This is a genomic window from Niallia nealsonii, assembly GCF_002835805.1.
Taxonomy (GTDB): domain Bacteria; phylum Bacillota; class Bacilli; order Bacillales; family Cytobacillaceae; genus Niallia; species Niallia nealsonii.
In genome coordinates this window covers 46812-68334 of sequence record NZ_PISE01000019.1, presented here as the reverse complement: position 1 = coordinate 68334, position 21523 = coordinate 46812, and the positions used below count along the sequence as shown (strand labels likewise).

21 protein-coding genes and 1 riboswitch are annotated in these 21523 nt (G+C 36.7%); of the genes, 20 read left to right on the top strand and 1 reads right to left on the bottom strand.

Features of this window, described 5'->3' with window-relative positions; translation table 11 throughout:
- Positions 1-80: 80 nt before the first annotated feature.
- The 17 genes from CWS01_RS10030 to CWS01_RS09950 all read left to right on the top strand — a co-directional run bounded on the left by CWS01_RS10030 (position 81) and on the right by CWS01_RS09950 (position 16798).
- Positions 81-1043, top strand: a complete 963-nt coding sequence (locus CWS01_RS10030; RefSeq protein ID WP_205161145.1) for an ABC transporter permease — start codon at positions 81-83, stop codon at positions 1041-1043.
- A gap of 10 nt (positions 1044-1053) precedes the next feature.
- Positions 1054-1980 carry an ABC transporter permease gene (locus CWS01_RS10025; protein WP_101177058.1) on the top strand — a complete coding sequence of 309 codons (927 nt, stop codon included), beginning with the start codon at positions 1054-1056 and terminating at the stop codon, positions 1978-1980.
- 38 nt (positions 1981-2018) lie between these two features.
- Positions 2019-3047 carry an ABC transporter ATP-binding protein gene (locus CWS01_RS10020; RefSeq protein ID WP_101177057.1) on the top strand — a complete coding sequence of 343 codons (1029 nt, stop codon included), beginning with the start codon at positions 2019-2021 and terminating at the stop codon, positions 3045-3047.
- Between the two features lie 2 nt (positions 3048-3049).
- Positions 3050-3883: an ATP-binding cassette domain-containing protein gene (locus tag CWS01_RS10015; protein ID WP_101177056.1), complete on the top strand. Its 834-nt coding sequence runs from the start codon at positions 3050-3052 to the stop codon at positions 3881-3883.
- A 17-nt stretch (positions 3884-3900) separates the two neighbouring features.
- On the top strand, positions 3901-5307 hold the full coding sequence (locus tag CWS01_RS10010; protein ID WP_101177055.1) for an amidase: 1407 nt from the start codon (positions 3901-3903) through the stop codon (positions 5305-5307).
- Positions 5308-5415: 108 nt separating this feature from the next.
- A complete protein-coding gene (locus CWS01_RS10005) occupies positions 5416-6639 on the top strand; it encodes a Zn-dependent hydrolase (RefSeq protein ID WP_101177054.1) in 1224 nt (407 codons plus the stop codon).
- Between the two features lie 464 nt (positions 6640-7103).
- Positions 7104-7289 (top strand): H-type small acid-soluble spore protein, encoded by a 186-nt coding sequence (locus CWS01_RS10000; protein WP_101177053.1) that lies wholly within the window; start codon positions 7104-7106, stop codon positions 7287-7289.
- 118 nt (positions 7290-7407) lie between these two features.
- The gene (locus CWS01_RS09995; RefSeq protein WP_168714380.1) at positions 7408-8322 is read left to right on the top strand and encodes a CobW family GTP-binding protein; all 915 of its coding nucleotides are present in this window, start codon (positions 7408-7410) and stop codon (positions 8320-8322) included.
- A gap of 111 nt (positions 8323-8433) precedes the next feature.
- Positions 8434-9441: a permease gene (locus CWS01_RS09990; protein ID WP_157827621.1), complete on the top strand. Its 1008-nt coding sequence runs from the start codon at positions 8434-8436 to the stop codon at positions 9439-9441.
- Between the two features lie 57 nt (positions 9442-9498).
- Complete coding sequence (locus tag CWS01_RS09985; RefSeq protein WP_101177050.1) at positions 9499-10263, top strand: TIGR03943 family putative permease subunit; 765 nt, start codon at positions 9499-9501, stop codon at positions 10261-10263.
- Positions 10264-10326: 63 nt separating this feature from the next.
- Positions 10327-10436: riboswitch (TPP riboswitch) on the top strand.
- Positions 10437-10629: 193 nt separating this feature from the next.
- On the top strand, positions 10630-11454 hold the full coding sequence (thiM, locus tag CWS01_RS09980) for a hydroxyethylthiazole kinase (RefSeq protein WP_407938554.1): 825 nt from the start codon (positions 10630-10632) through the stop codon (positions 11452-11454).
- Positions 11451-12266, top strand: a complete 816-nt coding sequence (gene thiD / locus CWS01_RS09975; RefSeq protein ID WP_101177049.1) for a bifunctional hydroxymethylpyrimidine kinase/phosphomethylpyrimidine kinase — start codon at positions 11451-11453, stop codon at positions 12264-12266. Before thiM ends, thiD begins: the two co-directional genes overlap by 4 nt.
- A gap of 17 nt (positions 12267-12283) precedes the next feature.
- Entirely contained in the window at positions 12284-12937 is a 654-nt protein-coding gene (gene thiE, locus CWS01_RS09970; RefSeq protein ID WP_101177048.1) for a thiamine phosphate synthase, read from the top strand.
- A 182-nt stretch (positions 12938-13119) separates the two neighbouring features.
- Positions 13120-13263 carry a YjcZ family sporulation protein gene (locus CWS01_RS09965; protein ID WP_101177047.1) on the top strand — a complete coding sequence of 48 codons (144 nt, stop codon included), beginning with the start codon at positions 13120-13122 and terminating at the stop codon, positions 13261-13263.
- A gap of 338 nt (positions 13264-13601) precedes the next feature.
- A complete protein-coding gene (locus CWS01_RS09960; protein WP_101177046.1) occupies positions 13602-14867 on the top strand; it encodes an ammonium transporter in 1266 nt (421 codons plus the stop codon).
- A 217-nt stretch (positions 14868-15084) separates the two neighbouring features.
- Positions 15085-16068, top strand: a complete 984-nt coding sequence (locus CWS01_RS09955; RefSeq protein ID WP_101177045.1) for a DUF294 nucleotidyltransferase-like domain-containing protein — start codon at positions 15085-15087, stop codon at positions 16066-16068.
- Between the two features lies 1 nt (position 16069).
- Positions 16070-16798, top strand: a complete 729-nt coding sequence (locus CWS01_RS09950) for an exonuclease domain-containing protein (protein ID WP_101177044.1) — start codon at positions 16070-16072, stop codon at positions 16796-16798.
- A 457-nt stretch (positions 16799-17255) separates the two neighbouring features.
- On the opposite strand, the gene CWS01_RS09945 is transcribed toward CWS01_RS09950, so the two are convergent.
- Complete coding sequence (locus CWS01_RS09945; protein WP_101177043.1) at positions 17256-17603, bottom strand: hypothetical protein; 348 nt, start codon at positions 17601-17603, stop codon at positions 17256-17258.
- Positions 17604-17885: 282 nt separating this feature from the next.
- Between CWS01_RS09945 and CWS01_RS09940 the strand changes: the two genes are divergently transcribed.
- Genes CWS01_RS09940 through CWS01_RS09930 form a run of 3 tightly spaced genes read left to right on the top strand, consistent with a single transcriptional unit; the run spans position 17886 to position 21461 of the window.
- Complete coding sequence (locus CWS01_RS09940; protein WP_101177042.1) at positions 17886-18638, top strand: DeoR/GlpR family DNA-binding transcription regulator; 753 nt, start codon at positions 17886-17888, stop codon at positions 18636-18638.
- Entirely contained in the window at positions 18635-19540 is a 906-nt protein-coding gene (pfkB, locus tag CWS01_RS09935) for a 1-phosphofructokinase (RefSeq protein WP_101177041.1), read from the top strand. Before CWS01_RS09940 ends, pfkB begins: the two co-directional genes overlap by 4 nt.
- A 46-nt stretch (positions 19541-19586) precedes the next feature.
- A complete protein-coding gene (locus CWS01_RS09930) occupies positions 19587-21461 on the top strand; it encodes a PTS fructose transporter subunit IIABC (protein WP_101177040.1) in 1875 nt (624 codons plus the stop codon).
- The last annotated feature ends 62 nt before the right edge of the window (positions 21462-21523 follow it).

The window sequence follows — 21523 nt, the reverse complement described above, 5'->3', positions numbered from 1 at the left end:
TCTAATTTGTTTTCTCGGGTTTTTCCCAAGCAATTATGAGTTATGACCATTATAATGAATCGGTTAGGAGGCGAGCTTAGTTGCTGGGATATATACTGAAAAGAATCTTATCAACTATCCCTGTACTTTTTGGGGTTACAATTATTGTTTTTTTATTAATCCAAATGATACCGGGAGATCCCGCAAAATCAATTCTCGGTAGTGATGCAACACCAGAAGCAGTGAAAGCCTTACGAGGTGAGATGGGACTGAATGAGCCACTTTTGACACAATACGGATTATGGATGATGGATTTGCTTAAGGGGGATTTAGGCTATTCCTATACTCTTCATAAACCAATTATAGATGAGCTTTTTCCAAGATTTGTGAATAGTTTGATTTTAACAGTGGCTAGTCTACTAATATGTATTACATTAGGGGTTATCTTAGGGCTTATCAGTGCATTAAAAAAAGATAGTGTGATTGATAAAGTAAGCATGGGAGCTGCTTTAATTGGTGCTAGTATGCCGGTGTTTTGGATTGCTTTAATGCTTATGTGGTTATTTGCTATTAAATTACAAATGTTTCCGGTTAGTGGAATGTATAATATGAGAAATCCCGGAGGCTTTGCAGATTTGCTGCATCATTTAGTTTTACCAGCTTTCGCAACAGCAACCGTTTCTCTTGCTGTAATTGCTAGATTAACAAGAAGTACAGTTCTTGATGTGCTTCAAAAAGATTATATTAAATATTTCCATTCATTTGGCCTTTCCAACACGAAAATAAACCTCGTTCATGTGATGCGGAATTCTCTCCCGCCAATTATCAATATTTCCGGATTGCAAGTCGGTTATATTATGGGAGGTGCTTTGTTTAGTGAAGTTGTATTTAACTGGCCTGGCATCGGACAGCAACTTTATACAGCCGTAACTTCCAATGATTATCCTACTGTTCAAGCAGGCATTCTCTTAATTTCCTTAACTTTTGTCATCGTTAATTTAGTCGTGGATCTGTTAAACGTTTGGTTAAGTCCAAAATTACAAGATTCTATAAAAGCAGAATAGGGGTGAAAGTATGGCTGAGAAGTGGAAACTCTCATGTAAAGCTTTTTTTAGCGATAAAATGGCTGCAATCGGGGCAGTTATTATTCTATTAGCATTGTTTCTAGCAATCTTTGCGAACTTTGTTGCACCGTATGATCCGAATATGGTAGCTGAAGGAAGTACTCGATTGCTTCCTCCAGGAACAGATGGACATATCCTTGGAACAGATCAGCAAGGAAGAGATATTTTAAGCCGAATTATTTTCGGAACGCAAACCTCCTTAATTTCAGCAGTTGTTCCCGTTATCATTGCAGCTGTTGTCAGTATTGCCCTTGGCATTATAGCAGGATACTATCAAGGTGTTATTGGAAGTTTGATTATGAGGTTAATGGATATCTTTTTTGCTTTCCCAGCCGTCTTATTGGCTATTGCAATTGCTGCTATTTTAGGACCAGGGCTGCTCAATGTCATTATTGCGATGATTATTGTCCGCATCCCTTATATGACACGAGTTGTTTATACAGATGTTCTGCAAGAAAGTCAGAAGGAATATGTAGAAGCAGCCAAAGCTTTTGGAATAGGAGATTTGGAAACCATGTTTAAACAGATTCTTCCTAATGTATTGCCAAGTTTGATTGCATATGCGACAACGCTTGCTGGTGTAACCATTGTCACAGTAGCGGGCTTAAGTTTTATTGGGCTTGGTGTTCAGCCGCCGACAGCTGACTGGGGCAGAATGGCGAGTGATGGCAGTAAAGTATTAATGCAAGGGTATCCCCATGTTACATTCATTCCCGGCATCGCCATTTTAATCCTATCCTTTGCTTTCAGTATGATTGGTGATGGATTAAGAAATGCCCTAGATCCATATGAACAATCAAAAATGAAAGCTAAGAAGAAAGTGAAAGCAGAAAAAACGGCAGGAGTCGGTGTAGGACAAACAGCTAAAGAAGGTTGATGGAAGTTTTTATACAGGCAAAAGGAAAGGATGGTTAGATGAAATTTGCTGCTTCACTAAAAGAAGAAAGTGTTTTACTTAATATCGAAAATCTTTCTACGAAAATAAAAACAGCGGACGGTATTCTTACCGTTTTGGAGGATGTTAATTTTACTGTGGAAAAAGGCGAAATTATGGCGATTGTTGGGGAGTCCGGTTCCGGAAAGTCAATGACCATTAACTCGATCTTGAAGCTGTTGCCTAAAAATCTGATAGAAGAATACAAGGGTTCAATAAAAGTAGCCGGCAAAGACGTTATTACCCTCAATGAAAATAAAATGCGGGAAATAAGAGGAAGAAGAATTTCTCTTGTGGCACAAAATGCAATGACTTCATTGGATCCCTCTTACCGAGTTGGTAAACAGATTGTCGAAATAATAGTGGAAAAAACGAATAAAACGAAGTCCCAAGCGAAGGAAAAGGCCTTATCGCTTTTGGCTCAAATGGGAATTGATGATCCAGAGCGGATTTTTCAGTCGTACCCACATCAATTAAGCGGTGGCTTGCGGCAGCGGGTGGTTATTGCGATGTCACTGGCTTGTGATCCTGATTTAATTATTGCGGACGAACCGACATCTGCTTTAGATCCGACCGTGCAATTACAGGTATTAGATTTATTTACCAAAATAAATCGCGAGTTCGGTACAGCGATTTTAATTATTACACATGATTTTGGGGTTGTTGCTCGGATCGCACATAAGGTAGCTGTCATGTATGCTGGACAGATTGTCGAATACGGGGAAGTTGGTGATATCATTGATCATCCCGAACATCCTTATACGCAAAGTTTATTAAAATGTATCCCTGATATGGATTGGATATTTAAGGAAGGAGTTCATAAAAAACCATTATTCCAAATTAAGGGAGAACTGCCTAATCTCTTAGAATTGCCGCAGGGATGTCGTTTTTCCAGTCGCTGTCATTTAGCGAAGGATGAGTGTCATGTAACGAAACCATTATTAAAAAAACAACAGCGTTATAAATCAAACCATTCAGTGCGCTGTGTGCTGACTGAAAGGAGCCATTAAAGATGAAGGACAATACTTTAATTGAAGTAAAAGGATTGCAAAAGGTCTATGGCGGAAAAAAAAGTATATTTCTTTCCACTAAAAAGGTAACAGCCGTTAAGGATGTCAGTTTTTCCATCCGTGAGGGAGAAACATTTGGGTTAATTGGCGAATCTGGGTCAGGCAAAACAACCGTTGGACGAATGATCCTAAGATTGATTGATCCAACAAGCGGGTCCATTATCTATAATGGACACTCATTAATGGATTTATCTAAAAAAGAAATGGCTGCCTTGCGAAAGGAGGTTCAAATTGTTTTTCAGGATTCCGGCTCAGCCTTTAATCCACGCAAAACAATTGGTTCTCAAATTGCTCAGTCTCTGCTTAAATTTGGAGACAATTCAGATAGTCAATTAATTCACAAGGAAACTCTCCGCATGCTGGAAGTAGTTGGTTTAAGAGCAGATTTCTATGACCGCTATCCCCACGAACTATCTGGTGGGCAGCGGCAGCGGGCAGGAATTGCACGGGCGTTAATTTTGAAACCTAAATTTCTTGTTCTCGATGAACCAGTATCTGCACTAGATGTTTCGGTTAAAGCACAGATTATTAATCTATTGATGGATTTACAAAAAGAATTTAACTTAACCTATTTATTTATTGCACATAATTTAGACTTAGTTGCTTATTTTTGTGATAGAGTGGCCGTTTTATCAAAAGGGGAAGTAATCGAAACATCTTCTACAATGGAGTTGTTTAAAAATCCGAAACATGAGATGACAAAAAAATTATTAAGTTCCATTTTGACCCTGCACGGGGATCTGGGAGAAGTGTATCGAAACCGAAATGTAATTTAAACTAGAGGAGGATCATAATGAAGGAATTATTTTTTAAGGACATACAGACTATTTCTACTTTATTACAAAAAAAAGAAATCTCATCGATAGAATTAACAAACCAACTTTTAAAGAGAATTGAAGAGCTTGAACCAACCCTTAATGCATATATCACGGTATTGAAAGAGGAAGCTTTAGAACAAGCAGTCTTAATGGACAAAGAATTAGCAGAAGGAAATATTCGCAGCTCCCTTCACGGTGTACCGATTGCGATTAAAGATATTTTTGAAACGGAGAGCAGCGTTACAACATCCGGCTCAAAAGTATTTGAACATTTTATTGCAGAGCGGGATGCTAAGGTAATTGAACAACTAAAGGCTGCTGGAGCAATCATCATCGGCAAAACCAATCTTCATGAGTTTGCAATGGGTGCTACTACAGAAAATCCTCATTATGGTTCTACTCGAAATCCATGGAATATCAAAAAAATACCGGGTGGCTCGAGCGGCGGTTCTGCTGTTGCAGTAGCAGCAGGGACAGCATTTGGAGCGGTTGGAACAGATACAGGCGGCTCCATTCGCCTGCCTGCTGCACTTTGCGGTATTGTCGGCTTAAAGCCAACATATAATCTAGTTCATACAGATGGATGTACACCATTAAGCTGGACACTTGATCACATCGGCCCAATGACGAGAACAGTAGCAGACAGCCGAATGATGCTGCGAATCATGGCTGATCCGGAAAATGTCAATCTTATTGATTTAGATGCGGAAATGACAGATTTGCATGGGGTTAGAATAGGTGTATGTGAAGAGTACTTTTTTGAAAATATGAATCTTGAAATGAAAAATGTGGTGGATGCGGCAATGCTGCGATTAAAGGAACTAGGTGCAGAAATAGTGGCTATTAAGCTCCAAGATTTGAAAGAGGCGATTGAAGCACAAAAAATGATTTCCAAATCAGAGGCTTATACATTCCACGAGGAGAATTTTGCAAAAACACCTGAACTATATGGAAAAGATACTGCCTATCGTCTGAGTTTAGGGCATAGTATTCCTGCCACCGAATATATCAGAGCTAGAAACACCCGCAAACGTTTTATCAGGCACGTATTAGAGAAAATGGCTCAGAAGGGACTGGATGTTCTTTTTACACCAACAAATACAACCCCGCCTTTTGATATTGGCAGCATCCCGCCAGAAGAATCATTGAATAATATTTTCACATTAGGAAAGACCCCGCTCGGAAATTTACTAGGATTTCCTGTTATCAGCGTTCCATGCGGTTTTACGGAAGAAAAAATGCCGGTAGGATTCCAATTAATTGGCAAGCCGTATGATGACGGAAAAATCTTAAATATCGCTGAAGTATATGAAAACTCTACAAATTGGGTGTCTTATTTAGAAAAAAATACTGCTTATAAGACAGAAAATATTACGCTATAATACTGCCGATACAGCAGACTGTCATAATGGAAAATCCGTTTTGCTTATTTGGGTTGCTGCTGCAAAAAAATGGATGAATAATGGATTGCTAGAGAGGAGCAAATAATGATGGAAAAACAAATGGTACTCGTAAATGGGGAAAAATTAAAAGATACATTAGAGAAATTTGCTGACTTTGGCCGAACAGAAAAAAATGGTGTTACCCGGTTGTCTCTGTCAGAAGAAGATAAAGCAGCCAGAGATTTCTTTTGCTCTTTTTGCGAAGAACTGGGAATGGCTATTAAGGTAGATGATATGGGGAATATCTATGCCACTTTGGAAGGACAAGAAAATAAGGATCCAATTGTAATCGGATCACATTTAGATACTGTCAAAAAAGGTGGACGTTTTGACGGCGTATTGGGAGTAGCTGCTGGCATGGAGGTAGCTCGTACATTAGTGGAAAACAACATTAAACCACGTCTTCCCCTTACCGTTGTTGCTTTTACCAATGAAGAGGGAGCAAGATTTGAACCGGTTATGATGTCTTCAGGGGTATTATCAGGGAAATTTGAAAAAGATAAGATGATGAAAGTGAAAGATGTCGATGGTATCACTTTTGAAGAAGCTTTAAGTGCAATTGGTTATAATGGCAGCGAAGAAAACCGTTTGAAAGAAGCGACTGCTTTATTAGAATTACATATAGAACAAGGTCCGATTTTGGAAAACAAACATGTAAAGATTGGGGTGGTCGAAAGTGTAATCGGCATGTGCAGTTATGAAATTGAAGTAACCGGTGTGTCCGACCATGCAGGAACTACCCCAATGAAAATGAGAAAAGATGCCCTTTTTGCATCCAATAATATTATTGCAGAAGCTCGGAACAGGCTGAACAAACTTGATAAGGCGTTGGTTTATACGATGGGAAGATTCAATGTCCTTCCAAATATCCATACTGTTATTCCGAATAAAGTTGTGTTTACAATTGAATCTAGACATAAGGAAGCGGGTGTTATTAAACAAGTAGAAAAAATTATTCAAGGTCTTTCACAAATAGAAAATAATGAAGGCTGCGAAATCAAAGTAACCAAGCTCTGGGATAGGGACACCGTTCTATTCGATCAAAAACTTTGCACTTCCTTAGAAAAATCAGCTGCAAACCTTGGATATTCCTATAAACGAATGGATAGCGGAGCAGGCCACGATGCTCAATTTATCGCTAAATATATTCCAACCGCTATGCTTTTTGTCCCAAGCGTAGATGGAAAAAGCCATTGCGAAGACGAACTTACGAGTTGGGGAGACTGCGAAAAAGGGGTAAATGTCCTGATTGAAACTATTCTTTCCATGTAGGGGAGATGGGGAGTAAATCTGTGATGAAAAGCTAAAAAAATAAATTAAGTCCTTAGGATATTTAGATAATAAAATGCTTAGTGAGAATTTAACGGAATAGTGGGAGAAAGGCAGTGAAAGGAGAAAAACTTTGCACTGCCTTTTTAACTCTATATTAATCTTATGAATGCCGTAATTTTGATGGTATCGTTTTTTTCATAAGCTTGTTGTTGACTGATGCACTTGTCTTATGTGTCTTCTACTTGATCTTAAAATATCTGTCCAACTAAGTGTAGCCTATTCCGTTAAATGGCAGGTCAATTATTAAAATATCCAAAAAGTAAGAGAAAATATCATATAAAAGTAAGAATAGAATAAATTTTTATTGGAATAATGAAAAGTAGCAAAACAAAATTTTTAAAAAAACGCTTTTATATATAGTAGAAAAGCGGATAAAAAATTTGTATAGGAAGGCGGCAGAAAAAATGGACATGAATAGAGCAAAACAAATTCTTTCTTCTCCAGCCAATATTGAAGTAGAATACAACGGTGAGTCGATTTGGATTGATGATATTAAGGAAGCAGATAAAACAGCCATTGTGCATTTGCTAAGCGGCGGCACAAAGGAAAAAACAGAAGTGGATATTGAAAGCTTAAAAGAAGTTCATTAATGTTTTGACTAAAGCCATCATTACGATGGTTTTTTTCTTTTTCCTCATATGGTACTAAAAACTAAAATGTTTTCATACAGTAACCTTATGATTACAGGGAAAAGGGAGAGGGGTGGCTGTGCTGAAAACGCCAGTTTATTTAATTAACGGTTTTTTAGGAAGCGGGAAAACAACAGTATTGCTTGAATGCATGAATTATTTTAAAAAAAACAACACAAAAGTGGCGATTATTTTAAATGAACTAGGAAATGTCAATGTAGAAAAACATTTATTTAAAGAAGAATCATTATTTGAATTATTAAACGGCTGCATTTGTTGTTCCATTAAGGATGACTTAAAAACAACTTTATCTGAGCTGAAAGAAACGGTGGAAAAGGAAAAAATCGATATAGTTTTATTAGAAGGTACTGGTGTTGCCAATCCTGGGGAGATTATCGAAACCTTTGCGGAACAGCCATTTGCTGATTATTTTTCCATTGTGCAAAGCGTTTGTGTGATTGATAGTGTAAATGTGCTTGATTATACAAGTATCTTTTCAAGCTCGAAAGAAGTAAGGGAACTGCAGAAAGAACAAATTGAAAAAGGCAGCTTGCTTGTATTGAATAAATTAGATCAGCTGTCGAAAAAAGATAGTCTGCAAAAGGTAGAAAAAGTAGTGCGCAAATATAATGCGTCTGCACCGATCATTTATTCTTCTTATGGAAAGGGTGTTGTCGAGCGTATAGAGAGCCTTATACCTGCAACTCGAATAGAAGCTTTAGGCCATGCTCATCATGTTCATGTAAAAGCAGTAAAAATCGAGCAGAAAACGGCTGTTTCTAAAAAGGAAATTATTGATTTATTGCATAAGCATCAAAATAAAGTTATTCGTGCAAAAGGAAGCGTTCAAAATAAAGAGGATTTGCAGTGGTATCATTTTCAATATGCAGCCGGTCAGTTGGTATGGGAAAAACTCGCCGATAAGCCGAGAGAAGAAAAGGGGCAGATTATTTTAATTGGCGAAAAACTTTCAAGAGAAGAGATTTTTTCATAATAAGCAGCAAATATAGCTGCTTATTTTTTATGCATATTTGTTGATATTGCTACATACATATCATAAGACAAGCACTTTATGTTCGCTTATTAAATTTAAAGGAGTATTATGATGTCTATTCCTACTTCGTTAAAAGATTTGCTGATTTTTAGTTTATTTATGATGATGGTCTATTTATTCTTTTTTGGAGATGAAGCGCTGATTCAAACTATTGGAATCGCGTTGTCGTCGGACGGAAAAGCTGTTTTTATTCTATTTTTAGGCATTTTTTTAGAGGCGCTTCCTTTTTTGTTGTTAGGTGCATTTGCCTCTTCTATTATTAATGTATTTGTATCAGAAAAGGCGATTGCAAAATTAATTCCCAAAAATCCTGTTGCAGGCATTCTAATGGGACTAGTTGCCGCTGTTATTACTCCTGTTTGTGAATGTGCGATTATTCCTGTTGTCAGAAGGCTGATTCAAAAAGGGGTTCCCTTACATGTTGGGGTTGTATTATTAATGGGTGCTCCTATTTTAAATTTTATCGTGTTTGGCAGTACCTTTTTTGCTTTTCAGAATCATCCGGCAATCATTTATGGCCGATTTATTGTCTGCATATTGGCAGCGATTATTGTCAGTGCATTTATCTATCTTTTTTTCGGAAAAGATCGTGTGCTAAAAACACAGAGGGAAGATTTGATGAATGGTGTACAAGTCAATGTCAATAAAGGAGATTCAAAGTGGAAAGGCATTTTGCATCATACTTGTCATGAATTTTTTACAGTTGGCAAATTTTTTATGATAGGTGCCTTATTTGCAAGTGTTGCGCAGCTGTATTTACAAGGATCCGCTTTTGTTCAAACGGCTGAAAATACCTTTCAAGGAACGGCAGTAATGATGGGGCTTGCTTATTTACTATCATTATGTTCAGAAGCAGATGCCTTTGTGGCCGCGTCTTTCTCCAAAATATTTTCTTCTCATGCCATATTAGGATTTTTGGTGTTTGGACCAATTTTAGATTTTAAAAATACCTTTGTAATGCTTGCTTCTTTTAAAATAAAATTTGTGGCCTTTTTTATTATGCTTGTCACGATTGTGGTTTTTGCTTTATCCATAATAGTCGGAAATTTTTTGATTTAATAAAAAATGATGAAGCTATTTTAAAAGGATTAGAAGCAAAAGAAAGGAGGTTGTTTTGTGAAAATCAGCTGGAGTCCTAATTGGCAATTATCCAATGAGCTGCAAGGTATTGTTTTGATTAGCTTTAGCCTGCTTCTTTTTAAGCTATTTGTCAAAAATATGATTACCATGCTTGTAGCGCCAAAATTGGTTCCTTTTCTCCTAATATCAATGGTAGTGATGTTTATGTTAGGTTTTTTTCGTCTTTTAAACAGCAATTTAAAAGGAGCAGATTGTGACTGTGATGTATGCGACCAGAACACTTCAACGATCAAGCAGCTCATCCCCTATCTGCTATTTTTTAGTCCATTGTTTTTCTTTTTTACAATTGAAGATTTTTCTATAAATAAAGATTTATTATCTACAAATGGTTATATTTCAGAAACAACGAATGATGATGGTAGAACTCTTAACATGAAAATGGAGGACGAAATAATTGTAAAAGATACGAATTTTTTTTCTGTGATGGATCTTCTTAATAATCAATTGGATGATGCAGTTGGAAGGAAAATTGTAATGAATGGATATATTTATCGAGAGGAAGGATTAAAAAACAATGAAGCAGTGCTTGCGAGAAAAGTAATGACCCATTGTGTTGCTGATTTGTCCATATATGGATATATGCTGAATGGAGATCTTAGCAAGCTAAAAACAGGAGACTGGTATACAATTACGGCGACGATTCAAAAAAAAGAGATAGATGGCACGATGATGCCTGTATTAAAAGTGCAAAAAGTAGAAAAAAGTGAAAAGCCATTGGAAGAATATATTTATGATTTATAATGGGAAAACGAATAGACAGAATCTTGCATCGATAAAAGAAATAAGATACACTAAATGAGAACTAAATGAATAATCGGGAGCTTGTAGAATCAGGCTGAGAGTATGGATATGCTGCCATAGACCGAAGGAACCTGTTGGATAATGCCAGCGCAGGGAGTGTAAACACACATGTCGGAACACTTTGACCTAAAAGGCGGAAGTGTTTTTTTATTAAGCTATGCTTGTGAGTTCGCTTTAAGCCGCTTCTTTTGTTGGCAAAAAAGGAGGAGAGCTAGAAGGGGAACCTGTACAGGCATGGCTTTTTAGTATGGAGAGAAACAAGCATAAATAATCGGAGAAAAAAAGGAGAGAAATTATATGAGCATAATGAAAGAAGTAATGGAAGCGGGAGAAATATTAAATAGAATGAGAGAAAAGAACCCTCTGATTCATAATATCACGAATGTTGTTGTAACAAATTTTACAGCAAATGGACTTCTTGCTATTGGGGCATCACCTGTTATGGCATATGCAAAAGAAGAGGTAGCAGATATGGCTGTGGCTTCAGATGCCTTAGTATTAAATATCGGGACTTTAACAAAAGAAAATGTGGAGAGCATGATTATTGCAGGAAAAGCGGCAAATAAGGGGAATACTCCGGTTGTTCTAGATCCTGTAGGCGCTGGGGCTACCGCTTATCGAACAGAAAGTGTTCAAAAAATACTAAATGAAGTAAAGATTTCCTTAATGAGAGGGAATGCAGCAGAAGTTGCCGCAGTCAGCGGGATGCAGGCAGAGATAAAAGGGGTAGATGCAGTAGGATTAACGGAAGATGTTGTGGCAATTGCAAAAGCGGCTTCTAAAAAAATACAAGCACCTGTTGTCATTACAGGAAAAAAGGATGTTGTAGCAAATGGAGATATTGTCTATTTAATCGCTAATGGGCATCCGTTATTAACAAAAGTTACTGGTGCAGGCTGTTTATTGTCTTCTGTGCTGGCGGCTTTTATTGCCGTGGAAAAGGATGTTGTCAAAGCTTGTGCAGCTGGGCTTGCAGCATATGGAGTTGCAGCAGAAATGGCAGCAGAACAAGGAGGGAAAGAAGGTCCGGGGAGTTTCCAAATTCAATTATTAAATAAATTGGCGCAAGTAAATAAAGAAGACATTTTAAAAATGGCGCGTATAGAAAAAGAAGGTGAATTTGCGATATGAAAAGAGCAAAAGCATTAACAATAGCAGGCTCTGATTCAGGTGGAGGAGCAGGGATTCAAGCAGATTTAAAAACATTTCAAGAGCTGAAAGTATTTGGTATGAGCGCTATTACGGCTGTAACTGCTCAAAATACACTTGGAGTGCATGGGGTATACCCGATGAGTCTAGAAGCGATTGAACAGCAGCTAGATGCCATTGGACTTGACATGGGGACGGAAGCAGTAAAAACAGGGATGTTGTTTAATTCGGAAATTATTGAACTAGTAGTTTCTAAAGTTAAACAATACGGATGGCAGCAGGTAGTTGTAGATCCTGTGATGATTGCAAAGGGAGGATCTGCACTATTGCAGCAGGAGGCTGTGTTTGCCATGAAAAAATATTTGCTTCCAGTTGCGACAGTGATTACACCAAATATTCCAGAAGCAGAGGAGCTTACTGGCCTTAATATAAAGTCTTTAGCTGAAAGGAAATTGGCAGCAGAAGCGTTGTTTGAATTGGGTGCAAAAAATGTCATTATTAAAGGCGGTCATGATACCGATGATAATTTGACAGATCTATTATTTGACGGAAAAGGTTTTGTAGAATTATATTCAAAACGGATTTTTACAGAAAATACTCATGGAACGGGCTGTACATTTGCAGCCGCTATTGCAGCTTGTTTAGCAAAAGGGCAAACAATGGAAGAAGCATTTCAAATCGCCAAAGAATTTGTATATTGTGCAATTCAAAAGGACTTGCATATTGGAAGCGGTCATGGGCCAACAAATCATTGGGCTTATCAAGAGCAGCAAAATCGTACGGTAAGAAGTTAGGAAAGAAGGGCTAGAGATTGAGCAGATACAGTAAGGACTGGATCCGAGAGAAATTGAAAGTATATTTTATAATGGGCAGCAATAATACAAATCATGAACATGAATTTGTTTTAACAGAAGCGTTAAAAGGTGGCGTGACTATTTTTCAATTCCGCGAAAAGGGAGAAGGATCCTATACGGGCAAGGAGAAAATAGAACTTGCTCGAAGATGGAAGGAAATTTGCCATGAATATCAGGTTCCTTTTATCATTAATGATGATGTGGATTTGGCTATTGAAATAGATGCTGATGGGGTACATATCGGTCAGGAGGATGAATCTCCAACACTTGTGAAAAAGAAAATTGGAGATAGAATGTTAGGTGTGTCCGCACACTCTATTGAAGAAGTCAAAAAAGCAATTGCTGCTGGCGCTGATTATGTGGGGATTGGTCCTATTTTCCCAACTAATACAAAAAAAGATGCCAAGGAAGTGCAAGGCACAAAATTAATTCAGGAGCTGAAAGAGAGGGGCATCGATATTCCTATTGTCGGAATTGGAGGGATTACGTCCCAAAATGCAAAAAAAGTGATGGATGCTGGAGGAGATGGAGTAGCAGTTATTTCTGAAATCAGTTATGGGGATTCGCCATTTGATCGCGCAAAACAATTAGCAGAAAATATATTAGTATAAGTAAATAATAAAATACAATGGGTTTTTTGCTGAACATAGACATTTACCCAAACCCAATTAGTCATACTTGCATATGATGTTTTGTAAGGAAGTGTTAAGGGAGAAATTCTTTAGCAAACAGCTTCCTAGTTAACGAGAGGTTGTTAACAATTAAAATATATATGTAGAAAGGGGAAGGTTTTATGTACGGTGGTTACGGTTATGGAGCAGGATATGGATACGGTGGTTGTGGATATGCTGGTGGAGTTGGATACGGCGGCGGATTCGCATTAATCGTAGTATTATTTATCTTGTTGATTATCGTTGGTGCGACATTTATTTGCTAATTACAAACAAAATTTAGTTTACTGAGGTGTTCTAATATGTCAGATACCTGACATATTAGAACACCTTTTTATTATGGAGCAGGCAGTGGAAGAATGACGAACAATTATGACAACGCTTTCTTTATTTGTTCATAAAAAAATAGTTTTTAATTCTAAAAGGCTGGTAAATCACGTAAAATAAAGGGAAACAAACAATTATTTCATTTTTTTGAAAATTAAATAAGAAAATCATATTGACAGAAAATTTAATATGGGTAAAATAAAGTTAACAAAGTGTTAGATTATATGACACTGAAAGTAAATAAAATATACATAACATAAAGGGGGAAAAGCTCAAAATGGAAGAATTAGAGTTTTTAATGAACAGCTTGTGGACAATGGTTGGTGCAATTTTAGTTATTTTTATGTTAGGTGGATTCATTTTATTAGAAGCTGGTTCCACAAGAATGAAAAATGCTGGGCATATTGCTGGTAAAACAGTCTTTACATTTGGAGTTTCATCATTAGTATTCTGGGCTGTTGGATACGGGTTTATCTTTGGAGGAAATGGCAACTTTTTTGTTGGATTAACTGATTTCTTCTATTCAGGTGCACAAGCAGAAGGTGCAGCATTACAAACATCCGTATTTTTTGTTTTCCAATTAGCTTTTGCTGGAATTTCTTTAACAATTGCTCTTGGCGGTTTTGCAGAACGTGCGAAATTATCTGTTTACGTTATTTTTTCACTTTTATTCTCTGCGATTGTATATCCGGTTATTGCTCACTGGATTTGGGGCGGCGGTTGGTTGGCTGAACATGGAAAACAAGACTTTGCCGGTTCCACAGTAGTTCATTTAACTGGTGCAATGGCGGCGTTAGCGGCTACTATTCTATTAAAACCACGTATTGGCAAATATAATGCAGATGGTTCTGCAAATCCAATTTTTGGACATAACCAAGTGTACACGGCGCTTAGTGTTCTTATCCTTTGGGTTGGCTGGTTTGGATTTAACGCAGGTAGTACTGTTTCTGTAGCAGATGGCTTTTTTGGATTTGTTGCATTAAATACAAACTTAGCGGCTGCCGCTGGAGCGGTTTCTGCACTATTTATTTCTTGGATTGTTTTAGGGAAATCAGATATTACAACCATTTTAAATGGTGCTCTCGCAGGATTAGTTGCTATCACAGCATCTTGTGCATTTGTTGATACATGGGCAGCAGTTGTGATTGGTTTAGTTGCTGGAGTATTAGTATTCTATAGTGTTCGTTTCTTTGAAAACAAAAAAATTGATGATCCGATCTTTGCATTATCTGTACATGGTACTGCAGGGGTTTGGGGAACTTTATCAAATGGTTTATTTGCAACAAAAGAGCTTGCTACAGTTGGTAAGCCTGGACTATTCTACGGCGGTGGTTTCCATCAATTAGGAATTCAAGCGTTAGGTGTTGTGACATGTGCAGTCTTCGCATTTGTTGTAAGTTATATTATCTTATTGGCTATCAAAAAAGTAAGCGGAATTCGTGTATCAGAGGAAGAAGAAATTATGGGCTTAGATATTAGTGAGCATGGAACATACGGATATCCAGAAGCATTCCTTTCTAATGAAGAAAGCAAAAATATGTAATACAAAAGACATGGAGTAATTTGAAAGACCTGAGAGCCTCGCTATTATAGTGAGGCTCCTATTATTTTACTGCATCATGATACACACTTTATTTGAAATCATGTTATAATATATAACATATATAAAACAAACATAAATAAATGGTTATGCTCGCTTGTGAGTGAGTATATCATTTTATCCACCATTTATCTTATCTTTTATAAAGGGAAGTGCATGAATGTGCTCTTATGCTATTCGAATCAATCAAATAAAGGAATATAAAAAAACACAAATTAAGGAAGCTGCAGAAACAAATGCACGATTAAACAGGTGTCATGATGAAATTTTAAACCAGGTTTTTGCAGTGGCTTTAGAAAATTATATAACTGCTGCTGGAAGGCCTCCTTGTGAATTTGTATGGTTTGTCACTGGCAGTGCAGGGAGATTGGAACAAGGATTGGTTAGTGATCAAGATCATGGCATTATTTTTAAGGAAACAAGCGCCGGTCATCAGCAGTATTTTTTAACATTTGGCAAGGAATTAAGTGATGCACTCAATGAAGTAGGCTATTCCTATTGTGAAGGAAATGTAATGAGCAGTAATCCTATTTGGTGCAAATCACTAGAAGATTGGCGAAAACAGCTTCTGAAATGGATGGAGACAGAGAGCTGGGAATCAATACGGTTTTTGCAAATTTTTTATGATGCTAGAAAACTTGCGGGTGATGCTGTTTTTGTAGAGGAGCTTAGAACGTTCATTCATGAATATCGTTTATTTAAGCCTTCCCTTTTAAAACGATTTTCTAATAATGTTATGAGGATCAAAAAAGGTGTCGGCATTTTTGGCCAGTTTTTTGTTGAAAGAACTGGTTCCCATAAAGGCTTTATTCATTTAAAGAATACGTTGTATTTACCATATGTCAATTCAATTAGGCTGCTTGCAATAAAAGAAGGCCTTCAAGAAACTTCCACATTGGCAAGAATGAAGAAACTAAAAAAGATGGATCGTTATCAAACATTTTTAATTCCTTATGAAAATTATTTTGCTAAAATATTAGCCTATCGAATTGTCTTATTTAGAAATGCCGAAACATACAGTGATGTTCATTTTTTAAATATTAATCAATTAACAAAAGAAGAAAGACAAGAAATTAAACAATTGCTGAGAAACGGAATAAAATTATATCAACAGGTTCAAAGGATAATTGAAAAAGGGTGTTAACATGGGTGTAGAATCTTTTCTTCAGTATATGAGAGATTTGTATGGAAAAGTAAATTCAAGTGTATTAAATACAAATTCATCAGGATTTAATTCTCAGCAGCTTGCATTTATGAGGCAGTTTCAAAAGGATTTAAAAGTGGAGGTGGCAAGCCGCCTCGCTTTGCGAGATTTGAAAACAGTTGTATTTGATATTGAAACAACTGGTTTTTTCCCTGAAAAGGGAGATCAGATTATTTCTATTGGAGCGGTAAAAGTCATAGGCTGTGAAATACAGGAGGAGCGATTTTACTCCTTGGTTCATATTAAGGAAGAAATATCAGAAGAAATTACGGAGTTAACTGGCATTAGCAATGATCATTTAGTGGATGCACCGAATTTATCAGAAGTAATGGTGAAATTTTTTGAATTTATTAAAGATGATACATTAGTGGCTCATCACTCTTCTCATGAAAAAAACTTTATGCAATCTGCATGTTGGAAGCAATTTAAAACACCTTTTAAGCATCGTATTGTTGACACCTCTTTTTTATTTAAAATTGTGGCGCCTAATCATTCCATTGTGACGTTAGAAGAGTGGTGCAAATACAGTGAAATCTCCATTGAAAATCGTCATCATGCATTAGGAGATGCAAAACTAACAGCTATTCTTTGGACACAATATTTACACAAGGCGCAAGAGATGGGTTGTAATACTTTGCAGGATATATATGAAAGATTTGCAAAAAGATAGGTTACTAGAAAAGAAGGTGCAATCTCTTTGAGGCTGTTGACAAACGTTCGCTTTCTTCGTTGTTCGCCTTGCTCGGATGCTTATTACCTCCCAAGGCTTCACGCCTCCAAAGACAAATGTTTTCGATCAGCCTGAAAGTTAGCAAAATAAGCTTTGTCTACACTCTGAAAGAAGGTGCAATCTCAATATGGATTGCACCTTCTTTTTTAATTCTATTTTCTTTTGTTAGTATGACTTTCGCCTATTATTACTATGAGTTACTTTGACATATTGCCGTGACTTTTCCCGGAAAATTCACGTCCTTTTAGCAACAAAAACGGAGAATTAAGCATTTAGAATGATCAGTGACTATAGATAGTGAGTTGGAAAATTTGGTAGTAACGTATTCTGTCCATTTTCACGATTTTTTCTTCTTTTTTTATGGCTATAAAAAGAAGAAAAGAGAAAGATGGATGAATTATTGCAGCAATAAAAATAAATAATAAATAATAATTACAAAAAGGGAAGAATAGATGATTGTTTTTGACCATTTTGGAGAAAGTTTCTTTCCTTTTTTATTTTTATGGAAACCAATAAATTGAATCGTATTTTTGTACAAAACAAATACGAGGAAAGCACAGGCGATATGCTGTAAAATATATAAGGGTTGAGATCCTTTATACTGAAGAAAATCAGGGTTTGGGAAAGACGATCCAGTTATTCCTTTGATAACTGCATCATTGATTACTCCAAACAGTGCAAAAAGAATAATAGCGATAACAATCAATTTAACTAATTCTAAATAATAGTAGGAGATTTTGTTCATTTATTTAAATCCTTTTCCTAAAAAATTTTGTCGATTTTTCCATTATAGAAGAAATGTGATAATAAAGCTAATAGTAGGAGTGGAATTTATTTTTTTCTTCCTTCTTTTTTTCTAAAAAATAATGGATTGAAAAAACTGAAAATACAAAAAACGTTCACAAACTATCAAAATATGAAACTTTTTGACTAATTCTGAAAGAAAATGCTTGCTCATTGAAATCGATTACAGTATTATATGCTATATAAAGCAAGCACATACTCTAAAAAAAGGGGATGTGAATAAGTGTTAACACCTGAGCGCCATCAATTAATATTACAGTTAATTAGGGAAAAAAATATTGTTAAAATACAGGAACTTGTAGAAATAACACATACTTCAGAATCGACGATTAGACGTGATTTAACCTTATTGGAAGAAGAAGGTTTTTTAAAAAGAGTGCACGGTGGGGCAAGCAAACTGCAAGGTAAATTGTCGGAGCCGAGCATGAGTGAAAAAACATCCAAAAACCGTCATGAAAAACAAGCAATCGCCTCATTTTCAGCACAATTTGTGGAAGAAGGGGATAGCATCTATTTAGACGCAGGGTCATCTGTAACAGAGATGATTCCCTATCTGGCACATAAAAATATTGTGGTGGTAACGAATGGACTAATGCACTTGGAACCCTTAATAAAACTGGGGATTAGTACCTACCTGATAGGGGGATATATAAAAGAAAAGACAAATGCATTGGTAGGAAGAGGTGCGTTATTAAGTTTAAATAATTATCGTTTTGATAAATGTTTTATGGGGGTCAATGGTATTCATCCTAATTCAGGGTATACTACACCTGATCAAGAAGAAGCGATGGTGAAATACGCGGCCATGAAACTTTCGAGAGAAGCATATGTACTGGCAGATAGCAGCAAGTTTTCGGAAGTGTATTTCTCTAAAATTGCAGATTTGCATGAAGCTACTATTATCACTAATCATCTTAATGAAGAAGTAAGTAAAATGTATGCAAGTAAAACACGTATAAAGGTTGTGAAAGTATGATTTACACATTGACATTAAATCCATCTGTTGATTACATTATCGAATTAGATGTGGTGCAATTAGGTGAATTAAACAGAATAGGCAATCCGAGCAAATTTGCTGGAGGAAAAGGAATAAATGTTTCCCGCGTACTAAATCGTATGGGAGTTTCTAGCAAAGCTTTAGGATTTATCGGTGGTTTCACTGGGGATTATATTGTCGATCAGCTGCAAAAAGAAAACATTGCAACAAATTTTGTAGAAGTGGAAGAAGATACACGAATTAATGTGAAGGTAAAAGCTGATACAGAAACAGAATTAAATGCAAATGGTCCTGCTATTTCAGAAGAAAAGTTTGCAGAATTAAAACAAAAAATCAGTGAACTGACTTCAGAGGATTTATTAGTGCTTGCAGGCAGTATTCCATCTACTTTGCCAAAAACAACATATGAAGAGCTAGTGGGAATTTGCCATAAGAATAATGTGTCATTTGTAGTGGATGCAGAAGGGGAGCTATTAAACAAAGTACTTCCATATAACCCTTTTCTTATTAAGCCAAACCATCATGAATTGGGAGAATTATTTGATACAACAATAACAAGTGTGGAAGAAGTAATCCCATATGCTAAAAAGCTGCTGGAGCGTGGTGCACAAAACGTCATTGTATCTTTAGCAGGCGATGGCGCCGTATTGGTTAATGAGCATGAAACAATTATTAGCACAGTTCCAAAAGGCGAATTGAAAAGCTCTGTAGGTGCCGGCGATAGTATGGTAGCTGGTTTCTTAGCGAAATATCAAGAAATGCAAGATATTAGAGAAGCATTTCGCTATAGCGTAGCTTCAGGCAGTGCGACAGCATTTTCAATTGGTTTATGCACAAAAGAAAAAGTAGAAAGTTTATTGCCTCAAGTAGTTATTCAATAGTAGCGGGGCATAAAAGAAATAAAATAAAAAAAAGGAGCGTTATCTGATGAGAATTACAGAATTATTAACGCAAGAAACTATCCTTTTAAATATAGAAGGAACACAAAAAATTGATGCAATCAATCAATTAGTTGACACGTTAAATAATGCAGGGAAATTAGCAAACAAAGAAGAATATAAAAAAGCTATTCTAAAAAGGGAAGAGCAAAGTACAACTGGTATTGGAGAAGGAATTGCTATTCCTCACGCAAAGACTAGTGCTGTACAAAATCCAGCAATCGCATTTGGCCGCTCTGTAGATGGACTTGATTATGAGTCATTAGATGGTCAGCCTGCTCACCTTTTCTTTATGATTGCCGCTCCAGATGGCGCAAATAATACACATCTTGAAGCATTATCACGTTTATCTACTATCTTGCTAAAAGAAGAAGTGCGTGCGAAATTGCTTGTGGCAGCAACAAAAAAAGATGTTGTAGATATTATTGACAGTTATGATGAAGAAGAGGAAGAAGAAGAACAAAATATTGCAGATAAAAAGAATTTCGTTGTTGCTGTTACAGCATGTCCAACAGGTATTGCTCATACGTATATGGCAGCAGATTCTTTAAAAGCGAAAGCAGCAGAACTTGGAGTCGACATTAAAGTAGAAACAAACGGTTCTGGTGGAGCAAAAAATGTTCTGACACCTGAAGAAATTGCAAACGCTACTGGGATTATTGTAGCAGCAGATACAAAAGTGCAAATGGAGCGTTTCAAAGGAAAACATGTAATCGAAACCCCGGTTGCAGATGGTATCAGAAAACCACAAGAATTAATTGAAAAAGCATTAAATCAAGATGCTCCAATCTATCAAGGCGGATCAGGTTCAGCAGCTGCTGACAGTGAAAGCGGCAAAAAAGGCAAATCAGGATTTTATAAGCATTTGATGAATGGTGTTTCCAACATGCTTCCATTTGTTGTGGGCGGCGGAATTTTAATTGCAATTTCCTTTATGTTTGGCTATAATTCATCCAATCCTGACGATCCAAGCTACAATGCTTTTGCGGCAGTATTAAAAGCAATTGGTGGAGATAATGCTTTTGCTTTATTAGTCCCTGTTTTAGCTGGTTTCATTGCAATGAGTATTGCGGATCGTCCTGGTTTTGCAGCTGGTATGGTTGGCGGTATGATGGCAGCAAGCGGCGGTGCTGGTTTCCTTGGCGGCTTAATCGCTGGTTTCTTAGCAGGTTATGTTGTTATCGGATTGAAAAAAGCATTGCAAGTAATGCCGCAGTCTCTTGAAGGTATTAAAACGATTTTACTTTTCCCATTATTAGGGATTTTAATTACAGGATTATTAATGCATTATGTAGTAAATGGCCCAGTTGGTGCGTTAAATACGGCTATTACAAACTGGTTATCTGGTTTAGGAACAGCGAATGCAGTATTATTAGGACTTATTTTAGGTGGCATGATGGCGATCGATATGGGTGGCCCAATCAATAAATCAGCCTATGTCTTCGGTACAGGCTTAATTGCAAATGGTGTGTATGAGCCAATGGCAGCTATTATGGCAGGTGGTATGGTGCCGCCGCTTGCAATTGCATTAGCTTCCACATTCTTTAAAAATAAATTTACAAAACAAGAACGTGACGCGGCTCCAACAAACTATATTATGGGATTATCTTTTATTACTGAAGGTGCGATTCCGTTTGCAGCAGCAGATCCATTGCGTGTTATTCCGTCTGTAGCAATTGGTGCAGCAGTTACTGGCGCATTATCTATGTTCTTTAATATCGGACTTAGAGCACCACATGGAGGAATCTTTGTTGTAGGTTTAGTAGATGGCAGTCCATTATTATACTTCTTAGCCATTTTAATTGGTGCGGTAGTAGCGGCCATTTTATTAGGAATTTTAAAAAAGCCACTAGTTGAAAAATAAAAATAAAAAAGATGCAAAAGTGAAAAAGACTTTTGCATCTTTTTTTATGCAAAATAATTAAT

Bases quoted from the DNA above. Each gene is read 5' to 3' on its own strand.
- CWS01_RS09955 (WP_101177045.1), top strand. From the start codon at position 15,085: ATGTGCTCTTATGCTATTCGAATCAATCAAATAAAGGAATATAAAAAA.
- thiM (WP_407938554.1), top strand. From the start codon at position 10,630: ATGAAAGAAGTAATGGAAGCGGGAGAAATATTAAATAGAATGAGAGAA.
- CWS01_RS09950 (WP_101177044.1), top strand. From the start codon at position 16,070: ATGGGTGTAGAATCTTTTCTTCAGTATATGAGAGATTTGTATGGAAAA.
- CWS01_RS09965 (WP_101177047.1), top strand. From the start codon at position 13,120: ATGTACGGTGGTTACGGTTATGGAGCAGGATATGGATACGGTGGTTGT.
- CWS01_RS09945 (WP_101177043.1), bottom strand. From the start codon at position 17,603: ATGAACAAAATCTCCTACTATTATTTAGAATTAGTTAAATTGATTGTT.
- CWS01_RS10025 (WP_101177058.1), top strand. From the start codon at position 1,054: ATGGCTGAGAAGTGGAAACTCTCATGTAAAGCTTTTTTTAGCGATAAA.
- CWS01_RS10005 (WP_101177054.1), top strand. From the start codon at position 5,416: ATGGAAAAACAAATGGTACTCGTAAATGGGGAAAAATTAAAAGATACA.
- pfkB (WP_101177041.1), top strand. From the start codon at position 18,635: ATGATTTACACATTGACATTAAATCCATCTGTTGATTACATTATCGAA.
- CWS01_RS10010 (WP_101177055.1), top strand. From the start codon at position 3,901: ATGAAGGAATTATTTTTTAAGGACATACAGACTATTTCTACTTTATTA.
- thiD (WP_101177049.1), top strand. From the start codon at position 11,451: ATGAAAAGAGCAAAAGCATTAACAATAGCAGGCTCTGATTCAGGTGGA.
- CWS01_RS10015 (WP_101177056.1), top strand. From the start codon at position 3,050: ATGAAGGACAATACTTTAATTGAAGTAAAAGGATTGCAAAAGGTCTAT.
- CWS01_RS10000 (WP_101177053.1), top strand. From the start codon at position 7,104: ATGGACATGAATAGAGCAAAACAAATTCTTTCTTCTCCAGCCAATATT.
- CWS01_RS10020 (WP_101177057.1), top strand. From the start codon at position 2,019: ATGAAATTTGCTGCTTCACTAAAAGAAGAAAGTGTTTTACTTAATATC.
- CWS01_RS09990 (WP_157827621.1), top strand. From the start codon at position 8,434: ATGTCTATTCCTACTTCGTTAAAAGATTTGCTGATTTTTAGTTTATTT.
- CWS01_RS09960 (WP_101177046.1), top strand. From the start codon at position 13,602: ATGGAAGAATTAGAGTTTTTAATGAACAGCTTGTGGACAATGGTTGGT.
- CWS01_RS09930 (WP_101177040.1), top strand. From the start codon at position 19,587: ATGAGAATTACAGAATTATTAACGCAAGAAACTATCCTTTTAAATATA.